Raw genomic sequence first — 16,191 nt, forward strand, 5'->3', positions numbered from 1 at the left:
TTTATAAGCTTTTTTAGAATACGGACGACATCAGCGCAAAAATGCTGCGCAACACCAAAAACAGGTTGGTGCTGGACTGGATGTCGGTCGCGAGGAAAAATCTGCCCGATTATAGAGCGCACTTTCGGCGACTGGCCACCCAAGCGCTTGCTTTTACTCGGTATAACGTAACAGAAGGCAACAGATGGCGGCTTGACTGCGGCGGTCAGGCGCGCGACATAAGACCAATAGACTAACTGGAGTCACACCATGCGCCTGCTATTGCTATTCACTGCACTACTGCTGCTCAGCGGCGATTTATTCGCCAACAACCGCGAACGCCTAAAAGAGGCCAACTTCGCCACCACTCACGAACTCGCGCAAAACAATCTGGAACGCAAGAACCAAAGTGTACTGACTTACCTGTGGGCGGATGTCTACGCCGCGGCCTTCTATGCCCCGACCAAAGCCAGCGCCCGCCAGGCGGTCAGCACACCTCTCACGCAACGCCTTGAGCTCTATTACTTCCGCAACATCGATAGCCAAGACGTCGTCAAAGCGGCGTGGGTCACCCTTGAGCGCCAACATGACGCCGCCACCTTGCAACGCCTGCGCCCCGAACTGGATGCCTTGCACGCTACATTCAAGGATATTCAGCCCGGCGATCGCTACGCCCTGAACTTCACTGCCGGCAGCGGCCTCACCTTGGAAATCAATGGCAAAGTCGCCTTCACCAGCCAGAACCCGGCACTGGCCAGGGCCTACCTGGGCATATGGCTCTCGCCCGATGGCCTGTCGGATGAGTTGCGTACCAGCTTGCTGGCTGATTAAAGCGCCACACGGCGCGCAATAAAAAACGGGAGCCGAAGCTCCCGTTTTTTATTCACCCTGCGCTTAGCGCGGGAAGGCTGGCGGGTTAACCCCGGCCATGTCTTCCATCACGCGAACCACCTGGCAGCTGTAACCGAACTCGTTGTCGTACCACACGTACAGCACAACGCGGTTGTCATTGCAGATGGTGGCTTCGGCATCGACTACACCAGCGTGACGCGAACCAACGAAGTCAGTGGAGACCACTTCCTGCGACTGGACGAAGTCAATCTGCTTTTGCAGGTCGGAGTGCATGGCCATCTGGCGCAGGTACTCGTTGACTTCTTCACGGGTGGTAGCCTTCTCAAGGTTGAGGTTGAGAATGGCCATCGACACGTTCGGCGTCGGAACGCGAATGGCGTTGCCGGTCAGCTTGCCTTTCAGCACGGGCAGTGCCTTGGCAGCAGCAGTGGCAGCACCGGTTTCGGTGATCACCATGTTCAGCGGCGCGCTGCGGCCACGGCGATCGCCCTTGTGGAAGTTATCGATCAGGTTCTGGTCGTTGGTGTACGAGTGAACGGTTTCGACGTGACCATTAACGATGCCGTACTGATCATTAATCGCTTTGAGCACCGGCACGATGGCGTTGGTGGTGCAGGAAGCGGCCGAGATGATCTTATCTTCAGGGGTGATTTCGCCGTGGTTGATGCCGTGCACGATGTTCTTCAGCGCGCCTTTGCCAGGCGCGGTCAGAACAACGCGATCAACACCTGGGCAGGCCAGGTGCTGACCCAGACCGTCGGCATCACGCCATACACCGGTGTTGTCCACCAGCAGCGCGTTCTTGATGCCGTATTGGGTGTAATCCACCTCGGCTGGCGATTTGGCGTAGATCACCTGAATCAGATTACCGTTTGCCGTCAGGGTGTTGTTCTCTTCGTCGATGGTGATGGTGCCATCGAACTTGCCGTGTACCGAGTCGCGGCGCAACAGACTGGCGCGCTTGACCAGGTCATTGGTCGCGCCTTTACGCACAACAATGGCGCGCAGACGTAGGCCGTCGCCGCCACCGGTTTTCTCGATCAGGATGCGCGCCAGCAGACGGCCGATACGACCGAAGCCATACAGCACAACGTCAGTGCCTTCACGGGCTTCGCTGTTCTGCTTGCCGGCTACTTCCACCAGTTCATCTTTGGCGAACTGCTCGATGCTACGGCCTTGGCCTTCAACCTTGAACTTGCTGACCATCTTGCCCAGGTCAACAGAGGCAGCACCCAGCTTGAGCTCGCTCATGGCCTTGAGCGCCTGGAAGGTGTCGTGCACCGACAGCTCGCTGTCACCGGTCAGGCGGTGACGGGCGAAGCGATGGGCCTTGAGAATGTCGATCACCGAACGGTTGATCAGACCACGGCCGTAGATCGAGGTGACCACGTTGTTGTTACGGTAGAGTTGGCCAATCATCGGAATCATCGCTTCCGCAAGGGCTTCTCGATCGATCCACTCACCGAGACACTGGTCGGGCTTCTGAGTCACGGGCAGTACCTTCCACATGTAGGGGCTGAAAAAAGGGGCTACATTATGACGGCGCACGCGTGCTTGAGCAATGCACGGCTGTCGTAACTGACACCACACATAAACGCCCGCTACAATCGGCGACCTTGTGTCCTGACCGTGAGCCGCCCGTGCCTGTACTGCGTCTACCGTCCCTGCCGGCCACTGCCGGCAAACAACACTGGGGCAACCTGCCCGGTGCCGCGCTGAGCCTGGCAATTGCCGAAGCCGCCAGCAATGCTAAACGCTTCACCCTGCTGCTGACTGCCGACAGCCAGAGTGCCGAGCGCCTGCAAGAGGAGCTGAGTTTTTTCGCTCCGGAATTGCCGGTGTTGCACTTTCCCGATTGGGAAACCCTGCCCTACGACCTGTTCTCACCGCACCAGGACATCATTTCCCAGCGGATTGCAGCGCTCTATCGCCTGCCGGAGCTCAAGCACGGCGTATTGGTAGTGCCGATCACCACCGCCCTACACCGCCTAGCGCCTAAACGCTTTCTGCTTGGCAGCAGCCTGGTCATGCAAGTCGGCCAGCAGCTCGACGTCAACCAGATGCGTGGCAACCTCGAAGCCGCCGGCTACCGCTGCGTCGATACGGTGTATGAACACGGCGAGTTTGCCGTGCGCGGCGCACTGATTGACCTGTTCCCAATGGGCAGCAGCCAGCCGTACCGCATTGACCTGTTCGATGATGAAATTGAAACCCTGCGCACCTTCGACCCGGAAACCCAGCGCTCGATCGACAAGGTTGATTCAATCAAGCTGTTGCCAGCACGCGAATTCCCGCTGGAAAAGAAAGCCGTCACCGATTTCCGCGGGCGCTTTCGCGAGCGCTTCGATGTAGATTTCCGCCGCTGCCCCATCTACCAAGACCTCAGCACAGGCATCACACCTGCAGGTATTGAGTACTACCTGCCGCTGTTCTTTGAAGAGACCGCCACCCTTTTCGACTACCTGCCGGCCGACACCCAGGTGTTTTCCCTACCCGGCATCGAAAAAGCTGCTGAACAGTTTTGGGTGGATGCACGCAGCCGCTACGAGGATCGCCGCGTCGATCCGGAACGCCCACTGCTGCCGCCGGCGGATATCTTCCTCCCGGTGGAAGACTGCTTCGCCCGCCTGAAAAACTGGCCGCGCGTGGTGGTCAGCCAGGATGACATCGAAGAAGGCGTCGGCCGCACCCGTTTCGACGCCAACCCACTTCCCGACCTGGCAATCCAGGCCAAGGCCGGTGAGCCGCTGGCAGCATTGCGGCGCTTTATCGAGGAATACCCTGGCCGCGTGCTGTTCTGTGCCGAGTCTGCCGGACGACGCGAAGTGCTTCTGGAACTCCTTGCACGCCTCAAGCTCAAGCCGAACGAATTCGAGAGCTGGCCGGCATTCACGGGCAGCAAGCAGCGCCTGGGTATCTGTATTGCCCCTCTGGATGACGGTCTGCTGCTTGAGAACCTCGCCCTGGTAGCCGAAAGCCCTCTGTTCGGTCAGCGAGTGATGCAACGCCGGCGCCGCGAAAAATCGCGTGATGGCGGCGACAACGTCATTAAAAACCTCACCGAACTACGCGAAGGCGCACCCGTGGTACACATCGACCATGGCGTCGGCCGTTACCTGGGCCTGGTGACCATGGAATTCGACGGCCAGGCCGCCGAATTCCTCGCCCTGATGTACGCCGAGGAAGCCAAACTCTACGTCCCGGTCGCCAGCCTGCACCTGATTGCCCGCTACACCGGCAGCGATGACGCCCTTGCCCCACTGCATCGCCTCGGCTCGGAAACCTGGCAGAAAGCCAAACGCAAGGCCGCCGAACAGGTGCGCGATGTCGCCGCTGAACTGCTCGACATCTATGCCCGCCGCGCCGCCCGCGAAGGCTATGCCTTTGCCGACCCGAAGGCCGATTACGCCACCTTCAGCGCCGGCTTCCCCTTCGAGGAAACACCCGACCAGCAAGCCGCCATTGAAGCCGTCTACAGCGACATGCTCACTGCGAAACCGATGGACCGCCTGGTGTGCGGCGATGTCGGCTTCGGTAAGACTGAAGTGGCCATGCGCGCCGCGTTCATTGCTGTACATGGCGGCAAGCAGGTGGCGGTACTGGTGCCGACCACCCTGCTCGCCCAGCAGCACTACAACAGCTTCCGCGACCGCTTCGCCGATTGGCCGGTCAAAGTCGAAGTGATGAGCCGCTTCAAGAGCGCCAAAGATGTCAGTGACGCCATGCAGCAACTGGCAGAAGGCAAAGTGGATATCGTCATCGGCACCCACAAGCTGCTGCAGGACGACGTCAAGTTCAGCAACCTGGGGCTAGTGATCATCGACGAAGAGCACCGCTTCGGTGTCCGCCAAAAAGAACAGCTGAAAACCCTGCGCAGCGAGGTGGATATCCTGACCCTCACAGCCACGCCGATTCCGCGCACCCTGAACATGGCCGTGGCGGGCATGCGTGACCTGTCGATCATCGCCACGCCGCCGGCGCGGCGCTTATCAGTGCGCACCTTCGTCATGGAGCAGAACAACCCGACGATTAAAGAAGCCCTGCTGCGCGAACTGTTGCGCGGCGGCCAGGTGTACTACCTGCACAACGACGTGAAAACCATCGAGAAGTGCGCCGCCGACCTGGCTGAACTGGTGCCCGAAGCGCGTATAGGCATCGGCCACGGGCAAATGCGCGAGCGCGAGCTGGAACAGGTGATGGGTGACTTCTATCACAAGCGCTTCAACGTGCTGATCGCCTCGACCATCATCGAAACCGGCATCGACGTGCCGAGCGCCAACACCATCATCATTGAGCGCGCTGACAAGTTCGGCCTGGCCCAGCTGCACCAGTTGCGCGGTCGCGTTGGCCGCAGCCACCACCAGGCCTATGCCTACCTGCTGACTCCACCACGCAAACAGATGACCGACGACGCGCAGAAGCGCCTGGAGGCCATCAGTAACGCCCAAGACCTTGGCGCCGGCTTCGTCCTGGCCACCCATGACCTGGAAATCCGTGGCGCCGGTGAGCTGCTCGGCGACGGCCAGAGCGGTCAGATCCAAGCGGTCGGTTTCACCCTGTATATGGAAATGCTCGAACGCGCAGTGAAGTCCATCCGCAAAGGTGAGCAACCCAACCTCGATCAACCGCTTGGCGGCGGCCCTGAGATCAACCTGCGCGTGCCGGCATTGATCCCCGACGACTACCTGCCTGACGTACACGCACGACTGATCATGTACAAACGCATTGCCAACGCCGCTGACGAGGATGGCCTGAAAGAGCTGCAGGTGGAGATGATCGACCGCTTCGGCCTGCTGCCGGAGCCGACCAAGAACTTGGTACGCATCACCTTGCTGAAATTACAGGCAGAAAAGCTTGGCATCAAAAAAGTCGACGCGGGCCCGCAAGGTGGCCGCATCGAATTCACTGCCGACACCTGCGTCGACCCACTGACGCTGATCAAGCTGATTCAGGGTGCACCGAACCGCTACAAGTTCGAAGGTGCGACGCTGTTTAAATTCCAGGTGCCGATGGAGCGCTCGGAAGAACGATTCAACACACTCGAAGCGCTGTTCGAGCGCCTGACTCCCTCTACATAAAGGATTACCCCATGCGCGCACTCCGCAACCTGGCCCTGCTGCCGCTCATTCTACTGAGCCTGCTCAATAGCACTGCCGCCCTGGCTGATAGCCTCTACCAGGTTGAAGTCATCGTATTCCGCCAGGCCGCCACGCCGATTTCCGCCGGCCAATTGCCACCCGATAACTGGGCACAGAATGCGCTGCCAGTAGACGGTAGCAACAGTCGCACACCGGCATTGAATGCCGAAGCTGGCAAACTCAACCCGTCGAACGGCTATGAGGTTCTGCTGCACAAAGCTTGGGCCCAAAGCCTGGGTGAATCGATCAGCCGCGTCGCTATCAGCGCCGGCGACGAGCAGTTCGGTCACTTCCCGATCGAAGGCACCATCGGCCTAAAAGGTGGCCGCGTGATCGAACTAGAGAGCGACATCTGGGTTAATCAGATCGACACCAGTGGCACCATCGCGGACAGCGAACGCATCAAACAAAGCAGTCGCCTGACCAGCGGCGAATTAACCTTTGTTGATAATGGCAGCCTGGGCATGCTGATTCGCGTCAGCCTGCTCTGAACAGTCAGGCATAAAAAAGGGCCGCATTGTGCGGCCCTTTTTTGTGAATACAGGGTGACCAGCTAACTGGTCAGCACCCGTTCTAGCACGGCTTTGACCGTCCCCATCCCCTCTTCCAGGGCGCGCTCGATTTCCGCCATGGTGATCAGCGCACGGGACTTGCCAGCGGCAGGATTTACCACCAGCGCCAGGCAGGCGTAGGGCAAAGCCAGCTCACGGGCCAGTACCGCTTCCGGCATTCCCGTCATGCCGACAATGTCGCAACCATCGCGCTCCATTCGTGCGATTTCCGCAGCGGTTTCCAGGCGCGGGCCCTGGGTGCAGCCGTACAGCCCATGATTGCTGAACGCACAGTGTTCGGCAGTCAGTGCATTCGCCAGCTTGGTGCGCAGCCCAGCGTCATAGGGATGGCTGAAATCCACATGGGTGACATGCTCCAGCTCCCCCTCAAAATAGGTGTGCTCACGCCCGTAGGTGTAATCGATGATCTGGTGCGGCAGACAGAAGTGCCCGGTGCCCATGGCCGAGTGAATACCGCCCACCGCGTTCACGGCGATGATGGCCTTGGCCCCCGCCTCACGCAGCGCCCAGAGGTTGGCGCGGTAGTTAACCTGATGCGGCGGGATGCGGTGCGGATGCCCGTGACGTGCGAGGAACAACACCTCGCGGCCGGCATAGTCGCCCTTGAGCACCGCCGCAGAGGGCGCGCCATAGGGCGTGTCGATATGCAGCGCGGCCTTGATAGTCAGACCATCCAGCTTGGTCAGCCCCGTACCGCCGATAATCGCGTAAACCGTCATCCCTTACTCCTAGTCGATTAATTGCGCATCACGCAGACTGCCCAGCGCAGCCAACCAACGCGGGCTCTGCCGGTACTCAACTCCAGGAAACGCTTGCCGGCGCATGCGCGCCAAGCCTTTCGGCGGTTCCACCTTGAGACGCTGTAGGGCACTCAAGGCCAGCTCTGCCGCTGCCCGGTCGTTACATACCAGGCCCATGTCACAACCAGCAGTCAGCGCCGCCTCAATACGGCAAGCCGCATCACCCACCACATGGGCACCGGCCATCGACAGGTCGTCGCTGAAAATCACCCCATCAAAGGCCAGCTCCCCACGCAAAATTTCTTGCAGCCAACGCCGCGAAAAACCGGCAGGCTGGCTGTCCACTTGAGGGTAGATCACGTGGGCGGGCATCACTGCAGCCAACTTCTGACTCAACTGGGCAAAAGGCTTTAAATCGACTGCACGAATCTGCTCTAAGCTGCGCTCATCCACAGGGATGGCCACATGGGAATCTGCCTCAGCCCAGCCGTGCCCGGGGAAATGCTTGCCGGTGGCGGCCATACCCGCGGCGTTCATCCCGCGAATAAAAGCGCCGGCCAGCAAGGTCGCGCGCTGCGCATCGCCCTCAAAGGAACGGCTACCGACCACCGCACTGCGCTGATGATCGAGATCCAGCACCGGGGCAAAGCTCAGGTCCAAACCAGCGGCCAGCACTTCGGTCGCCATAACCCAACCGCATTGCTCAGCCAGGTGCTCGGCATTGGGGTTATCAGCCAGCGCACGCATCGCCGGTAAGCGCACAAAACCCTGACGCAGTCGCTGCACACGACCACCTTCCTGATCCACCGCCAGCAACAGGTCCGGACGAACCGCGCGAATCGCAGCGGACAGCTCACGCACCTGGCGCGGGTCTTCAATATTGCGGGCAAACAGAATCAACCCGGCCACCTGCGGCTGGCGCAGAATCTGTCGATCCTCGGCGGTCAGCCAGGTGCCGGCGATATCCAGCATCAATGAACCTTGCATGGGTGTACTCACAACTCTTCCTTAATTATGAGGCGCAGCGGCCCACTCGGGGCAGGCTGCCTCGTCAATCTGTACCGCACATTGAACCGGGACACGCGCAAAGAGTTCCAGCAGATCGCTGTTGCGCAGGCGCACACAGCCATGCGACAGCGCAACGCCCATGGGCTCGCTGTCCGGCGTACCGTGTATGTAGATATAACGGCGAAAGGTGTCGACAGCACCCAGACGATTGCGTCCAGGCTCACAGCCGCTCAGCCAGAGAATACGTGTGAGGATCCAGTCGCGACCAGGAAATTGCGCATGCAACTCCGGCGACCAAACCTCACCGGTCCAACGCCGCCCGCGCAATACAGCTGCTACTGGCAAACCCTCACCAATCTTCGCCCTGACCGTGTGCAAACCACGCGGCGTACAGCCAGACCCGTTACGTTCGCCAGCGCCATTCAGCGCAGTGGATACGCTCAAACGCAGCTGCAGCTGCCCGTTGGCAAAGCCATACAGGCACTGATCAGCGAGGGAGATATGTAGAAGATCGAGATTCGCCATGGGCGGCTAGCTTAGCGGATCGCCTCCACCAAGCCCACCCATAGCGGTCACGCTTTGCTGGGAACAGCAGGCGCTTTAGTACGTGGTTTGAGTTGAGCGCTGGCCAAAGCCTCATCAGCGAGGCCCGTTTCCGAACGCATGCCAGCGGCCAAAAATGGCACCATCAGGCGCATGACCTGCTCAATCGAAGTATTAACCCCAAAATCAGTTTCCGACATGGCTCGCAGGGCTTTGATCCCGGACATGCTGAACGCTGCGGCGCCGAGCATAAAGTGCACGCGCCAGAACAGTTCCAGAGGAGGAATGCGCGGAGCAGCTTCATGCACCAGCTGCATGTAACGGCGGAACACCTTGCCGTACACCTCTTCAAGGTACTTGCGCAGGTGTCCTTGGCTCTGGCTAAAGGCCAATCCCAACAGACGCATAAAAATTGAAAGGTCATTACCACTGCGCGGTTTTACAGCCAGCGCCTGCTCAACGAGTAGCTCAAGCAGCTCTTCGAGACTGACCTTGCTATCCGGCTTCGCCTGACGGCGGTCCAGCTCGCGCTCAAGGCTTACACAGAACGGCCCGAGAAACCGCGAGAACACCGCCTGAATCAGGGCTTTCTTTGAGCCAAAGTGGTAGTTCACCGCCGCCAGGTTGACCCCTGCCTTGCTGGTGATCAGGCGCAGCGACGTTTCGGCGAAGCCTTTCTCTGCAAAAAGCTGCTCTGCCGCATCAAGAATGCGTTCAACGGTTTCCGACTGGGCCATGACTCTTTTCATCTGAACAAACACTTGTTTGAAACATACGTTTCAGTTGCCCGGCTTGTCAAGCCGGGCAAACCATCTTGTGGCCGGGTGGTCACAGATATCCACCAAGGGCACGTGCTAACCCTAGCTAGACGCCCCATAAGAAGCCTGAGTAACAGGGCACTGCAAGACAAGGCATGAAGGTCAATTGAGTAGAGATCAGAACACAAGGATTGCCAATTGCCGATCACTGTATATAATCACAGTCACTGTACAAAAAAACAGAGCCGACCATGCTAAAACTGACGCCGCGCCAAGCTGAAATTCTCGCTTTCATCAAGCAGTGCCTTGAAGACAACGGCTACCCGCCTACCCGTGCGGAAATCGCCTTGAAACTGGGTTTCAAATCCCCCAACGCAGCGGAAGAGCACCTCAAGGCCCTGGCTCGCAAGGGTGCCATCGAAATGACCCCTGGCGCTTCACGCGGTATCCGCATTCCCGGCTTCGAGCCTAATGCTGAAGAGGACGAAGGCTTACCGGTGATTGGTCGCGTCGCTGCAGGTGCGCCGATCCTGGCGCAACAGCATGTTGAAGAGTCCTGCAAGATCAACCCAGATTTCTTCCATCCCAAGGCTGATTACCTGCTGCGTGTACGCGGCATGAGCATGAAAGACATCGGCATATTCGATGGCGATCTGCTGGCCGTACACACCACCCGTGAAGCCCGTAACGGGCAAGTAGTGGTGGCGCGTCTCGACGACGAAGTAACGGTCAAACGTTTCAAGCGTGAAGGCAACAAGGTCTGGCTGATTGCGGAAAACCCTGAGTTCGCGCCGATCGAAGTAGACCTGGAAGAACAGGACCTGATTATTGAAGGCTTGAGCGTCGGCGTTATCCGCCGCTAGTGGAGGATTTATGCAGTTCCCGCAATCACTGAACCGTACACAACTGCCTTTGTTCGATGCATTCCTGGCATCGACGGTGACACCATTATTTGCCGATAGCGCTGAGCTAACCTGGCCGGATGATGAAACAGAGGCTTTCAGTGAGCTATCGCTGCGTGGTGCAGCTGGGCACTGCCTGAACCTTCTAGCGCCGATTTTGCGTGAACTTAGTGACAACCACGATGAACGCTGGCTGACCCTTATCGCACCGCCATCAAGCCTGACCCAAGCTTGGCTACGCGACGCGGGCCTGAACCGTGAACGCATCCTGCTGCTGCATCCCCGGGGTACACAAAGTCCGCTCGAACTGGCCCAGCAGGCCCTCATGCTAGGACGCAGCCACACCGTTGTCAGCTGGCTGCATCCACTTGAGCGTCAGGCGCGGCAACAACTTGAGCAGGCCGCCCGACAGGGAAAGGCGCAAAGCCTAAATATCAGTTTGGGATAATTGGCCTCAGGTCGCACAAGGAGCGTGCGGCTTAGCCGAAAAGAGGTCTAGGCAACAAAACGCTGGCAGATCGTTGTAATTTCAGCCCCCAAGAGAACTGCAATCAATGCAGGACTCGAGGACCTTCTTCCTGCTGAAAATTATTTTCAGCCAATCGCCCCGCCATCTGTACACCCACATTGAGCATGGCTTTGGCCACCTCAACATGCTGCCCCTGCAGAAAGGCCTTGGCATCAGCAGAGAAATCCAGCACCACCAGTGATTCTTCATCCTCTGCACGACGCAGGGCGATACGCCCGTCGGGCAATTCTACAATTTCCAGGAATGATGTAGGCATTGGCTTAGCTCTCCACAATAGGTCGATAGTGTAACAGCCGACTCGGGCTCGCCCTAGTCCGCCGGTCCAATCAGCGCCTCACCACTCGCTCAAGGTTTCTCGAAACCGCTGCGCCAGAGCCTTCAGCTGCTGACGCCACGTCTCTAGCGTTTCCTGCGTCAACGGCATAACTTCGTCATCTAGGCTGACCGCGGTGATCAACGGTGTAGCGGGATCGACCTTAGCCTTCTTGCCAGCCTGCGGCGGCTGAAACAGCTCGGCATAAGCCTTGAGCAGCTGAGCAACCCAGCTGTCGGCGGACTGTGCCAGCTCGACCAGCTCACCCAGCTCCTGGCTAGGCGCCGCCTGCAATACGTCCTCAGTGAGAAAACGTTCGGCCCGTGGCGCGGCGCTGTCCGGCAAGCGGTAGTAACCGGCAATCTCATGGCACAGGCCGAGCAAGGCACCGTACAGATGAAATAACGCAGCCTCGCGCTCAGCCTGGATCAAGGCCAAGGCATTCATGCTCTGGCCTTGCTCAGCCTGGCGCCAGGATTCCAACGCCAGGCCGGTATAGAAAATTTTCTGGTTGGTGCGGGTATAGAGTTCATTGGCCATTGCGGCGCCCTCCATAACGGATTAGATAAGCATACGCGCGCAGGCCAGCGGCAAGCGCGCGTCGTGCTAAATCAGCTGTTGATCAGCTCTTGTCTTCGACTTTCCACTTGCCGCCATCATAGAACGCACGCCAGCCCGTCGGTTTGCCGTCGACTTCGGTCTGCACGTACTGCTCTTTGGTCTTGCGGCTGTAACGGATCACCGCTGCGCGACCTTGCGGGTCTTTCTTCGGTGCATCGCAAAGGAAGTGGTACTTGGGGTCGATCTCATCGCGGTGCGGAATCAGCTCGATCACTAACGGTGCACGGGTTTCGCGGTTTTTCGGGAACTGGCTGGCAGCCAGGAACAGACCCGAAGCGCCATCGCGCAGGATGTAGGTGTCGTTGACCTTCTCGCACTTGAGCTCCGGCATCTTCACCGGGTCCATTTTAGGTGGCGCCGCTTCACCGCTTTTCAGCAGTTTGCGGGTGTTCTTACACTCGCTGTTGGTGCAACCGAAGAACTTGCCGAAACGGCCGGTTTTCAGCTGCATCTGACTGCCACACTTGTCGCAGTCCAGGCTCGGACCTTCATAGCCCTTGATGCGGTACTGGCCCTGCTCCACTTCATAACCGCTGCAATCGGGGTTATTACCGCAGATATGCAACTTGCGGGTTTCATCAAGCAGGTAAGCGTCCATCGCCGTCGAGCAGATCGGGCAGCGATGCTTGCCGAGCAGCACGCGCGACTCCGACTCACCCTCGTCATCCGCGGCAATTTCGTCGCCCGGCACCAGGTTGACGGTGGCCTTGCAGCGTTCTTTCGGCGGCAGTGCATAGCCGGAACAACCGAGGAAAACCCCGGTTGATGCGGTACGAATGGTCATCGGTCGGCCGCAATCACGGCAGGCGATATCGGTCAGCGTCGGCTGGTTGGCACGCATGCCGCCCTCGCCCGCTTCAGCTACTTCAAGCTTCTTCTTGAAGTCACCATAGAACTCGTCAAGCACGTGCTTCCACTCGCGCTCGCCCTGGGCCACATCGTCCAGGTGCTCTTCCATGCCAGCGGTGAAGCCGTAGTCCATAAGGTTGGAGAAGCTTTCGGCCAGACGCTCGGTGACGATATCGCCCATCTTTTCGGAGTAAAAACGACGGTTGTGCAGTGCTACATAGCCACGGTCCTGGATGGTGCCGATAATCGCTGCATAGGTCGACGGACGACCGATACCGCGTTTCTCCATTTCCTTGACCAGGCTAGCTTCCGAATAACGCGCTGGCGGCTTGGTGAAATGCTGGCTGGGGTCGAGCTTGACCAGCTTGAGCACTTCGCCCTGATTCATTTCCGGCAATACATCGTCATCGCCCGGCTTGCTCAGCTGCGGCAATACGCGGGTGTAACCGTCGAACTTGAGAATACGGCCCTTGGCACGCAGCTCGAACTGCGCTGCCGTCACGGTAACTGTGGTCGACAGGTATTCAGCAGGCGGCATTTGGCAGGCAACGAATTGGCGCCAAATCAGCTCATACAGGCGCTCGGCGTCACGTTCCATGCCCGACAATTGAGTCGGCTTGAGGTTGACGTCGGAAGGACGGATCGCTTCGTGCGCTTCCTGCGCGCCTTCCTTGCTACTGTAGGCAATTGGGTTGGCCGGCAGGTACTTCTTGCCGAACTCGCCTTCGATAAAGCCGCGCACCATGCTCACGGCGTCAGCCGAGAGGTTGGTCGAGTCGGTACGCATGTAGGTGATGTAACCGGCCTCGTACAGACGCTGGGCCATCATCATGGTCTTCTTCACCCCAAAGCCCAGGCGGTTACTCGCGGCCTGCTGCAGGGTGGAAGTGATAAACGGCGCCGAAGGCTTGCTGCTGGTCGGCTTATCTTCACGCTTGCTGATGCTGTAACTGGAGGCTTTCAGCGTGGCCAGGGCCGCCATTGCCTGGGCCTCGTTCAGCGGCTTGAACGCAGCGCCATTCTCACGGGCCACTTCAAAGCGCACATTGGCGCCTTTGGCGGTGCCCAGGTCGGCGTGCACTTCCCAGTATTCTTCCGGAACAAACGCGCGGATCTCTTTTTCACGCTCGACCACCAACTTCACGGCTACCGACTGCACACGACCAGCAGACAAGCCACGGGCGATCTTGGCCCACAGCAGCGGCGAAACCATGTAACCCACTACACGGTCGAGGAAGCGCCGCGCTTGCTGGGCATTGACCCGGTTGATATCCAGCTCGCCAGGCTTGGAAAACGCTTCCTGGATGGCCTTCTTGGTGATTTCGTTGAACACCACGCGTTTATAGCGGCTGTCGTCACCACCAATGGATTCGCGCAGGTGCCAGGCAATGGCTTCCCCCTCGCGGTCCAAGTCGGTTGCGAGGTAGATGGTGTCAGCATCCTTGGCCAAACGGCGCAGCTCTTCGACCACCTTCTCTTTGCCGGGAAGGATCTCGTACTTGGCTTTCCAGCCATGTTCGGGATCAACCCCCATGCGCGCGAACAATTGGCGCTTGGCTTTCTCCTTGGGCGACAGCGCCGGCACTTCACCTGCAGCGGCCTTGCCACGCTTGACCGGCTCTTTGGCGGTACTCGCCGAACCACTGGTGGGTAGGTCACGGATGTGGCCGATGCTCGACTTCACCACGTACTCGTTGCCCAAGTACTTGTTGATGGTCTTGGCCTTGGCCGGGGATTCCACGATGACCAGCGATTTGCCCATGGATTGGAAAATTCCTGAAATTCGGTAAATAAATGCGGGAGGCGCTGTACTGCCTGCTAGCGCGGCACCGCTATATATAGTGGTGGTCTGGCCGAGGTCAAGCGCAGCAATGGCCCGATGTCAGCTCAAGGCCGAGTAAACAGTGCGGTTTCAGCCTCAATCAAAGCAAAGCGTGGAACCGTCTCGCCGTCCACCTCAACGCTTTCACAGAACATCTCCAGCGGCCTCACCCACAGGCCGAACTCGCCGTACAGCGCCTGATAGACCACCATCGCCTGCTCTGTTTCGGAATGTTGGGCTACGCCAAACACACGGTACTCAGGGCCTTTGTAGTGACGGTAGAGGCCGGGTTGTAGTTGCATGGGTGAATTCCTTGAAGATTTTCTGCTGATAAACAAAAACCGGGGCACTGGGCCCCGGTTTTTTCCATCTCTTACACCGGTGAAGCTTACAGGCGTTCGAAGACGGTGGTGATGCCTTGGCCGAGACCTACGCACATGGTCGACACACCGAAGGTGCCGCCATTCTGCTTCATCACGTTCAGCAGGGTACCGGAGATACGCGCGCCGGAACAACCGAACGGGTGACCCAGGGCGATGGCGCCGCCATGCAGGTTGACCTTCTCTTCCATCTTGTCGAGCACTTTCAGGTCCTTCAGCACAGGCAGGGCCTGGGCAGCGAAGGCTTCGTTGAGCTCGAAGAAGTCGATGTCATTGATGGTCAGGCCAGCACGCTTGAGGGCTTTCTGAGTCGACGGTACTGGACCGTAACCCATGATCGCTGGATCAACACCGGCCACTGCCATGGCACGAACCACTGCCATTGGCTGAATGCCGAGGTCTTGGGCGCGCTGGGCGCTCATGACGATCATGCAGGAAGCGCCGTCAGTGATCTGCGAGGACGTACCTGCAGTCACGGTGCCGCCTTTCGGGTTGAACGCAGGCTTCAGTGCAGCCAGGCTTGCCAGGGTGGTTTCCGGACGAATGGTTTCGTCGTAGTCGAACACCTTCAGGAAGCCGTTCTCGTCGTAGCCTTGCATCGGGATGATTTCATCCTTGAACTTGCCTTCGACGGTAGCTTTGTGGGCCAGACGGTGCGAACGCTCACCGAATGCGTCCTGCTGCTCACGGCTGATGCCATGCATCTTGCCGAGCATTTCAGCAGTCAGACCCATCATGCCCGAGGCCTTGGCGGCGTACAGCGACAGGTGCGGGTTTGGATCGACGCCGTGCATCATGCCAACGTGGCCCATGTGCTCCACACCGCCGATGACGAACACGTCACCGTTACCGGTCTGGATCGCCTGCACAGCAGTGTGCAGAGCGCTCATGGACGAACCGCACAGGCGGCTCACGGTCTGGCCAGCAGCTGTGTGCGGGATCTGGGTCATCAGCGACGCCATGCGCGCGATGTTCCAGCCCTGCTCCAGGGTCTGGTTAACGCAGCCCCAGATCACGTCTTCCACTTCAGCTGGATCCAGCTTGGTGTTACGTGCCAGCACGCCGCTGATCAGGTTGGCCGACATGGTTTCGGCACGGGTGTTGCGATGCATGCCGCCCTTGGAACGACCCATCGGGGTACGACCGAAGTCGACGATGACTGCATCTCTAGGATTCAGGCTCATA

15 protein-coding genes are annotated in these 16,191 nt (G+C 58.9%); 5 read left to right on the forward strand and 10 right to left on the reverse strand.

Features of this window, described 5'->3' with window-relative positions; translation table 11 throughout:
* Positions 1-249: 249 nt before the first annotated feature.
* On the forward strand, positions 250-810 hold the full coding sequence (locus BLO50_RS01090) for a chalcone isomerase family protein (protein ID WP_090248043.1): 561 nt from the start codon (positions 250-252) through the stop codon (positions 808-810).
* A 63-nt stretch (positions 811-873) separates the two neighbouring features.
* On the opposite strand, the gene BLO50_RS01095 is transcribed toward BLO50_RS01090, so the two are convergent.
* Positions 874-2,340: a glyceraldehyde-3-phosphate dehydrogenase gene (locus BLO50_RS01095; RefSeq protein ID WP_090248044.1), complete on the reverse strand. Its 1,467-nt coding sequence runs from the start codon at positions 2,338-2,340 to the stop codon at positions 874-876.
* A 131-nt stretch (positions 2,341-2,471) separates the two neighbouring features.
* On the opposite strand from BLO50_RS01095, the gene mfd reads away from it, so the two are divergent.
* Entirely contained in the window at positions 2,472-5,909 is a 3,438-nt protein-coding gene (gene mfd / locus BLO50_RS01100; RefSeq protein WP_090248046.1) for a transcription-repair coupling factor, read from the forward strand.
* An 11-nt stretch (positions 5,910-5,920) separates the two neighbouring features.
* Entirely contained in the window at positions 5,921-6,460 is a 540-nt protein-coding gene (locus BLO50_RS01105; protein ID WP_090248048.1) for a CsiV family protein, read from the forward strand.
* Between the two features lie 62 nt (positions 6,461-6,522).
* Here BLO50_RS01105 and BLO50_RS01110 read toward each other — a convergent pair whose 3' ends face one another.
* From BLO50_RS01110 to BLO50_RS01125, 4 genes are read right to left on the reverse strand one after another with little or no spacing between them, the layout of a single operon-like run.
* Entirely contained in the window at positions 6,523-7,260 is a 738-nt protein-coding gene (locus tag BLO50_RS01110; protein WP_090248049.1) for an S-methyl-5'-thioinosine phosphorylase, read from the reverse strand.
* 9 nt (positions 7,261-7,269) lie between these two features.
* Positions 7,270-8,268, reverse strand: coding sequence for a beta-N-acetylhexosaminidase (gene nagZ, locus BLO50_RS01115; RefSeq protein WP_167354443.1), 999 nt, complete (start codon positions 8,266-8,268; stop codon positions 7,270-7,272).
* 21 nt (positions 8,269-8,289) lie between these two features.
* Complete coding sequence (locus BLO50_RS01120) at positions 8,290-8,814, reverse strand: L,D-transpeptidase (protein ID WP_090248053.1); 525 nt, start codon at positions 8,812-8,814, stop codon at positions 8,290-8,292.
* 47 nt (positions 8,815-8,861) lie between these two features.
* Positions 8,862-9,569: a TetR/AcrR family transcriptional regulator gene (locus BLO50_RS01125; protein ID WP_090248055.1), complete on the reverse strand. Its 708-nt coding sequence runs from the start codon at positions 9,567-9,569 to the stop codon at positions 8,862-8,864.
* A 272-nt stretch (positions 9,570-9,841) separates the two neighbouring features.
* Between BLO50_RS01125 and lexA the strand changes: the two genes are divergently transcribed.
* Positions 9,842-10,453, forward strand: a complete 612-nt coding sequence (gene lexA, locus BLO50_RS01130) for a transcriptional repressor LexA (protein WP_090248056.1) — start codon at positions 9,842-9,844, stop codon at positions 10,451-10,453.
* Between the two features lie 10 nt (positions 10,454-10,463).
* Positions 10,464-10,940: an SOS-induced cell division inhibitor SulA gene (gene sulA, locus BLO50_RS01135; protein ID WP_090248057.1), complete on the forward strand. Its 477-nt coding sequence runs from the start codon at positions 10,464-10,466 to the stop codon at positions 10,938-10,940.
* A gap of 103 nt (positions 10,941-11,043) precedes the next feature.
* Here the strand turns inward: sulA and BLO50_RS01140 are convergent, their stop codons facing one another.
* The 5 genes from BLO50_RS01140 to fadA all read right to left on the reverse strand — a co-directional run bounded on the left by BLO50_RS01140 (position 11,044) and on the right by fadA (position 16,190).
* Complete coding sequence (locus BLO50_RS01140; protein WP_090248059.1) at positions 11,044-11,277, reverse strand: hypothetical protein; 234 nt, start codon at positions 11,275-11,277, stop codon at positions 11,044-11,046.
* Between the two features lie 78 nt (positions 11,278-11,355).
* Complete coding sequence (locus BLO50_RS01145) at positions 11,356-11,874, reverse strand: DUF6586 family protein (protein ID WP_090248061.1); 519 nt, start codon at positions 11,872-11,874, stop codon at positions 11,356-11,358.
* An 82-nt stretch (positions 11,875-11,956) separates the two neighbouring features.
* The gene (gene topA / locus BLO50_RS01150) at positions 11,957-14,566 is read right to left on the reverse strand and encodes a type I DNA topoisomerase (RefSeq protein ID WP_090248062.1); all 2,610 of its coding nucleotides are present in this window, start codon (positions 14,564-14,566) and stop codon (positions 11,957-11,959) included.
* Positions 14,567-14,691: 125 nt separating this feature from the next.
* Positions 14,692-14,928 carry a DUF1653 domain-containing protein gene (locus BLO50_RS01155; protein WP_090248064.1) on the reverse strand — a complete coding sequence of 79 codons (237 nt, stop codon included), beginning with the start codon at positions 14,926-14,928 and terminating at the stop codon, positions 14,692-14,694.
* Positions 14,929-15,014: 86 nt separating this feature from the next.
* The gene (gene fadA / locus BLO50_RS01160; protein WP_090248066.1) at positions 15,015-16,190 is read right to left on the reverse strand and encodes an acetyl-CoA C-acyltransferase FadA; all 1,176 of its coding nucleotides are present in this window, start codon (positions 16,188-16,190) and stop codon (positions 15,015-15,017) included.
* Between the last annotated feature and the right edge of the window lies 1 nt (position 16,191).

This window comes from Pseudomonas peli, from assembly GCF_900099645.1.
GTDB lineage: Bacteria > Pseudomonadota > Gammaproteobacteria > Pseudomonadales > Pseudomonadaceae > Aquipseudomonas > Aquipseudomonas peli.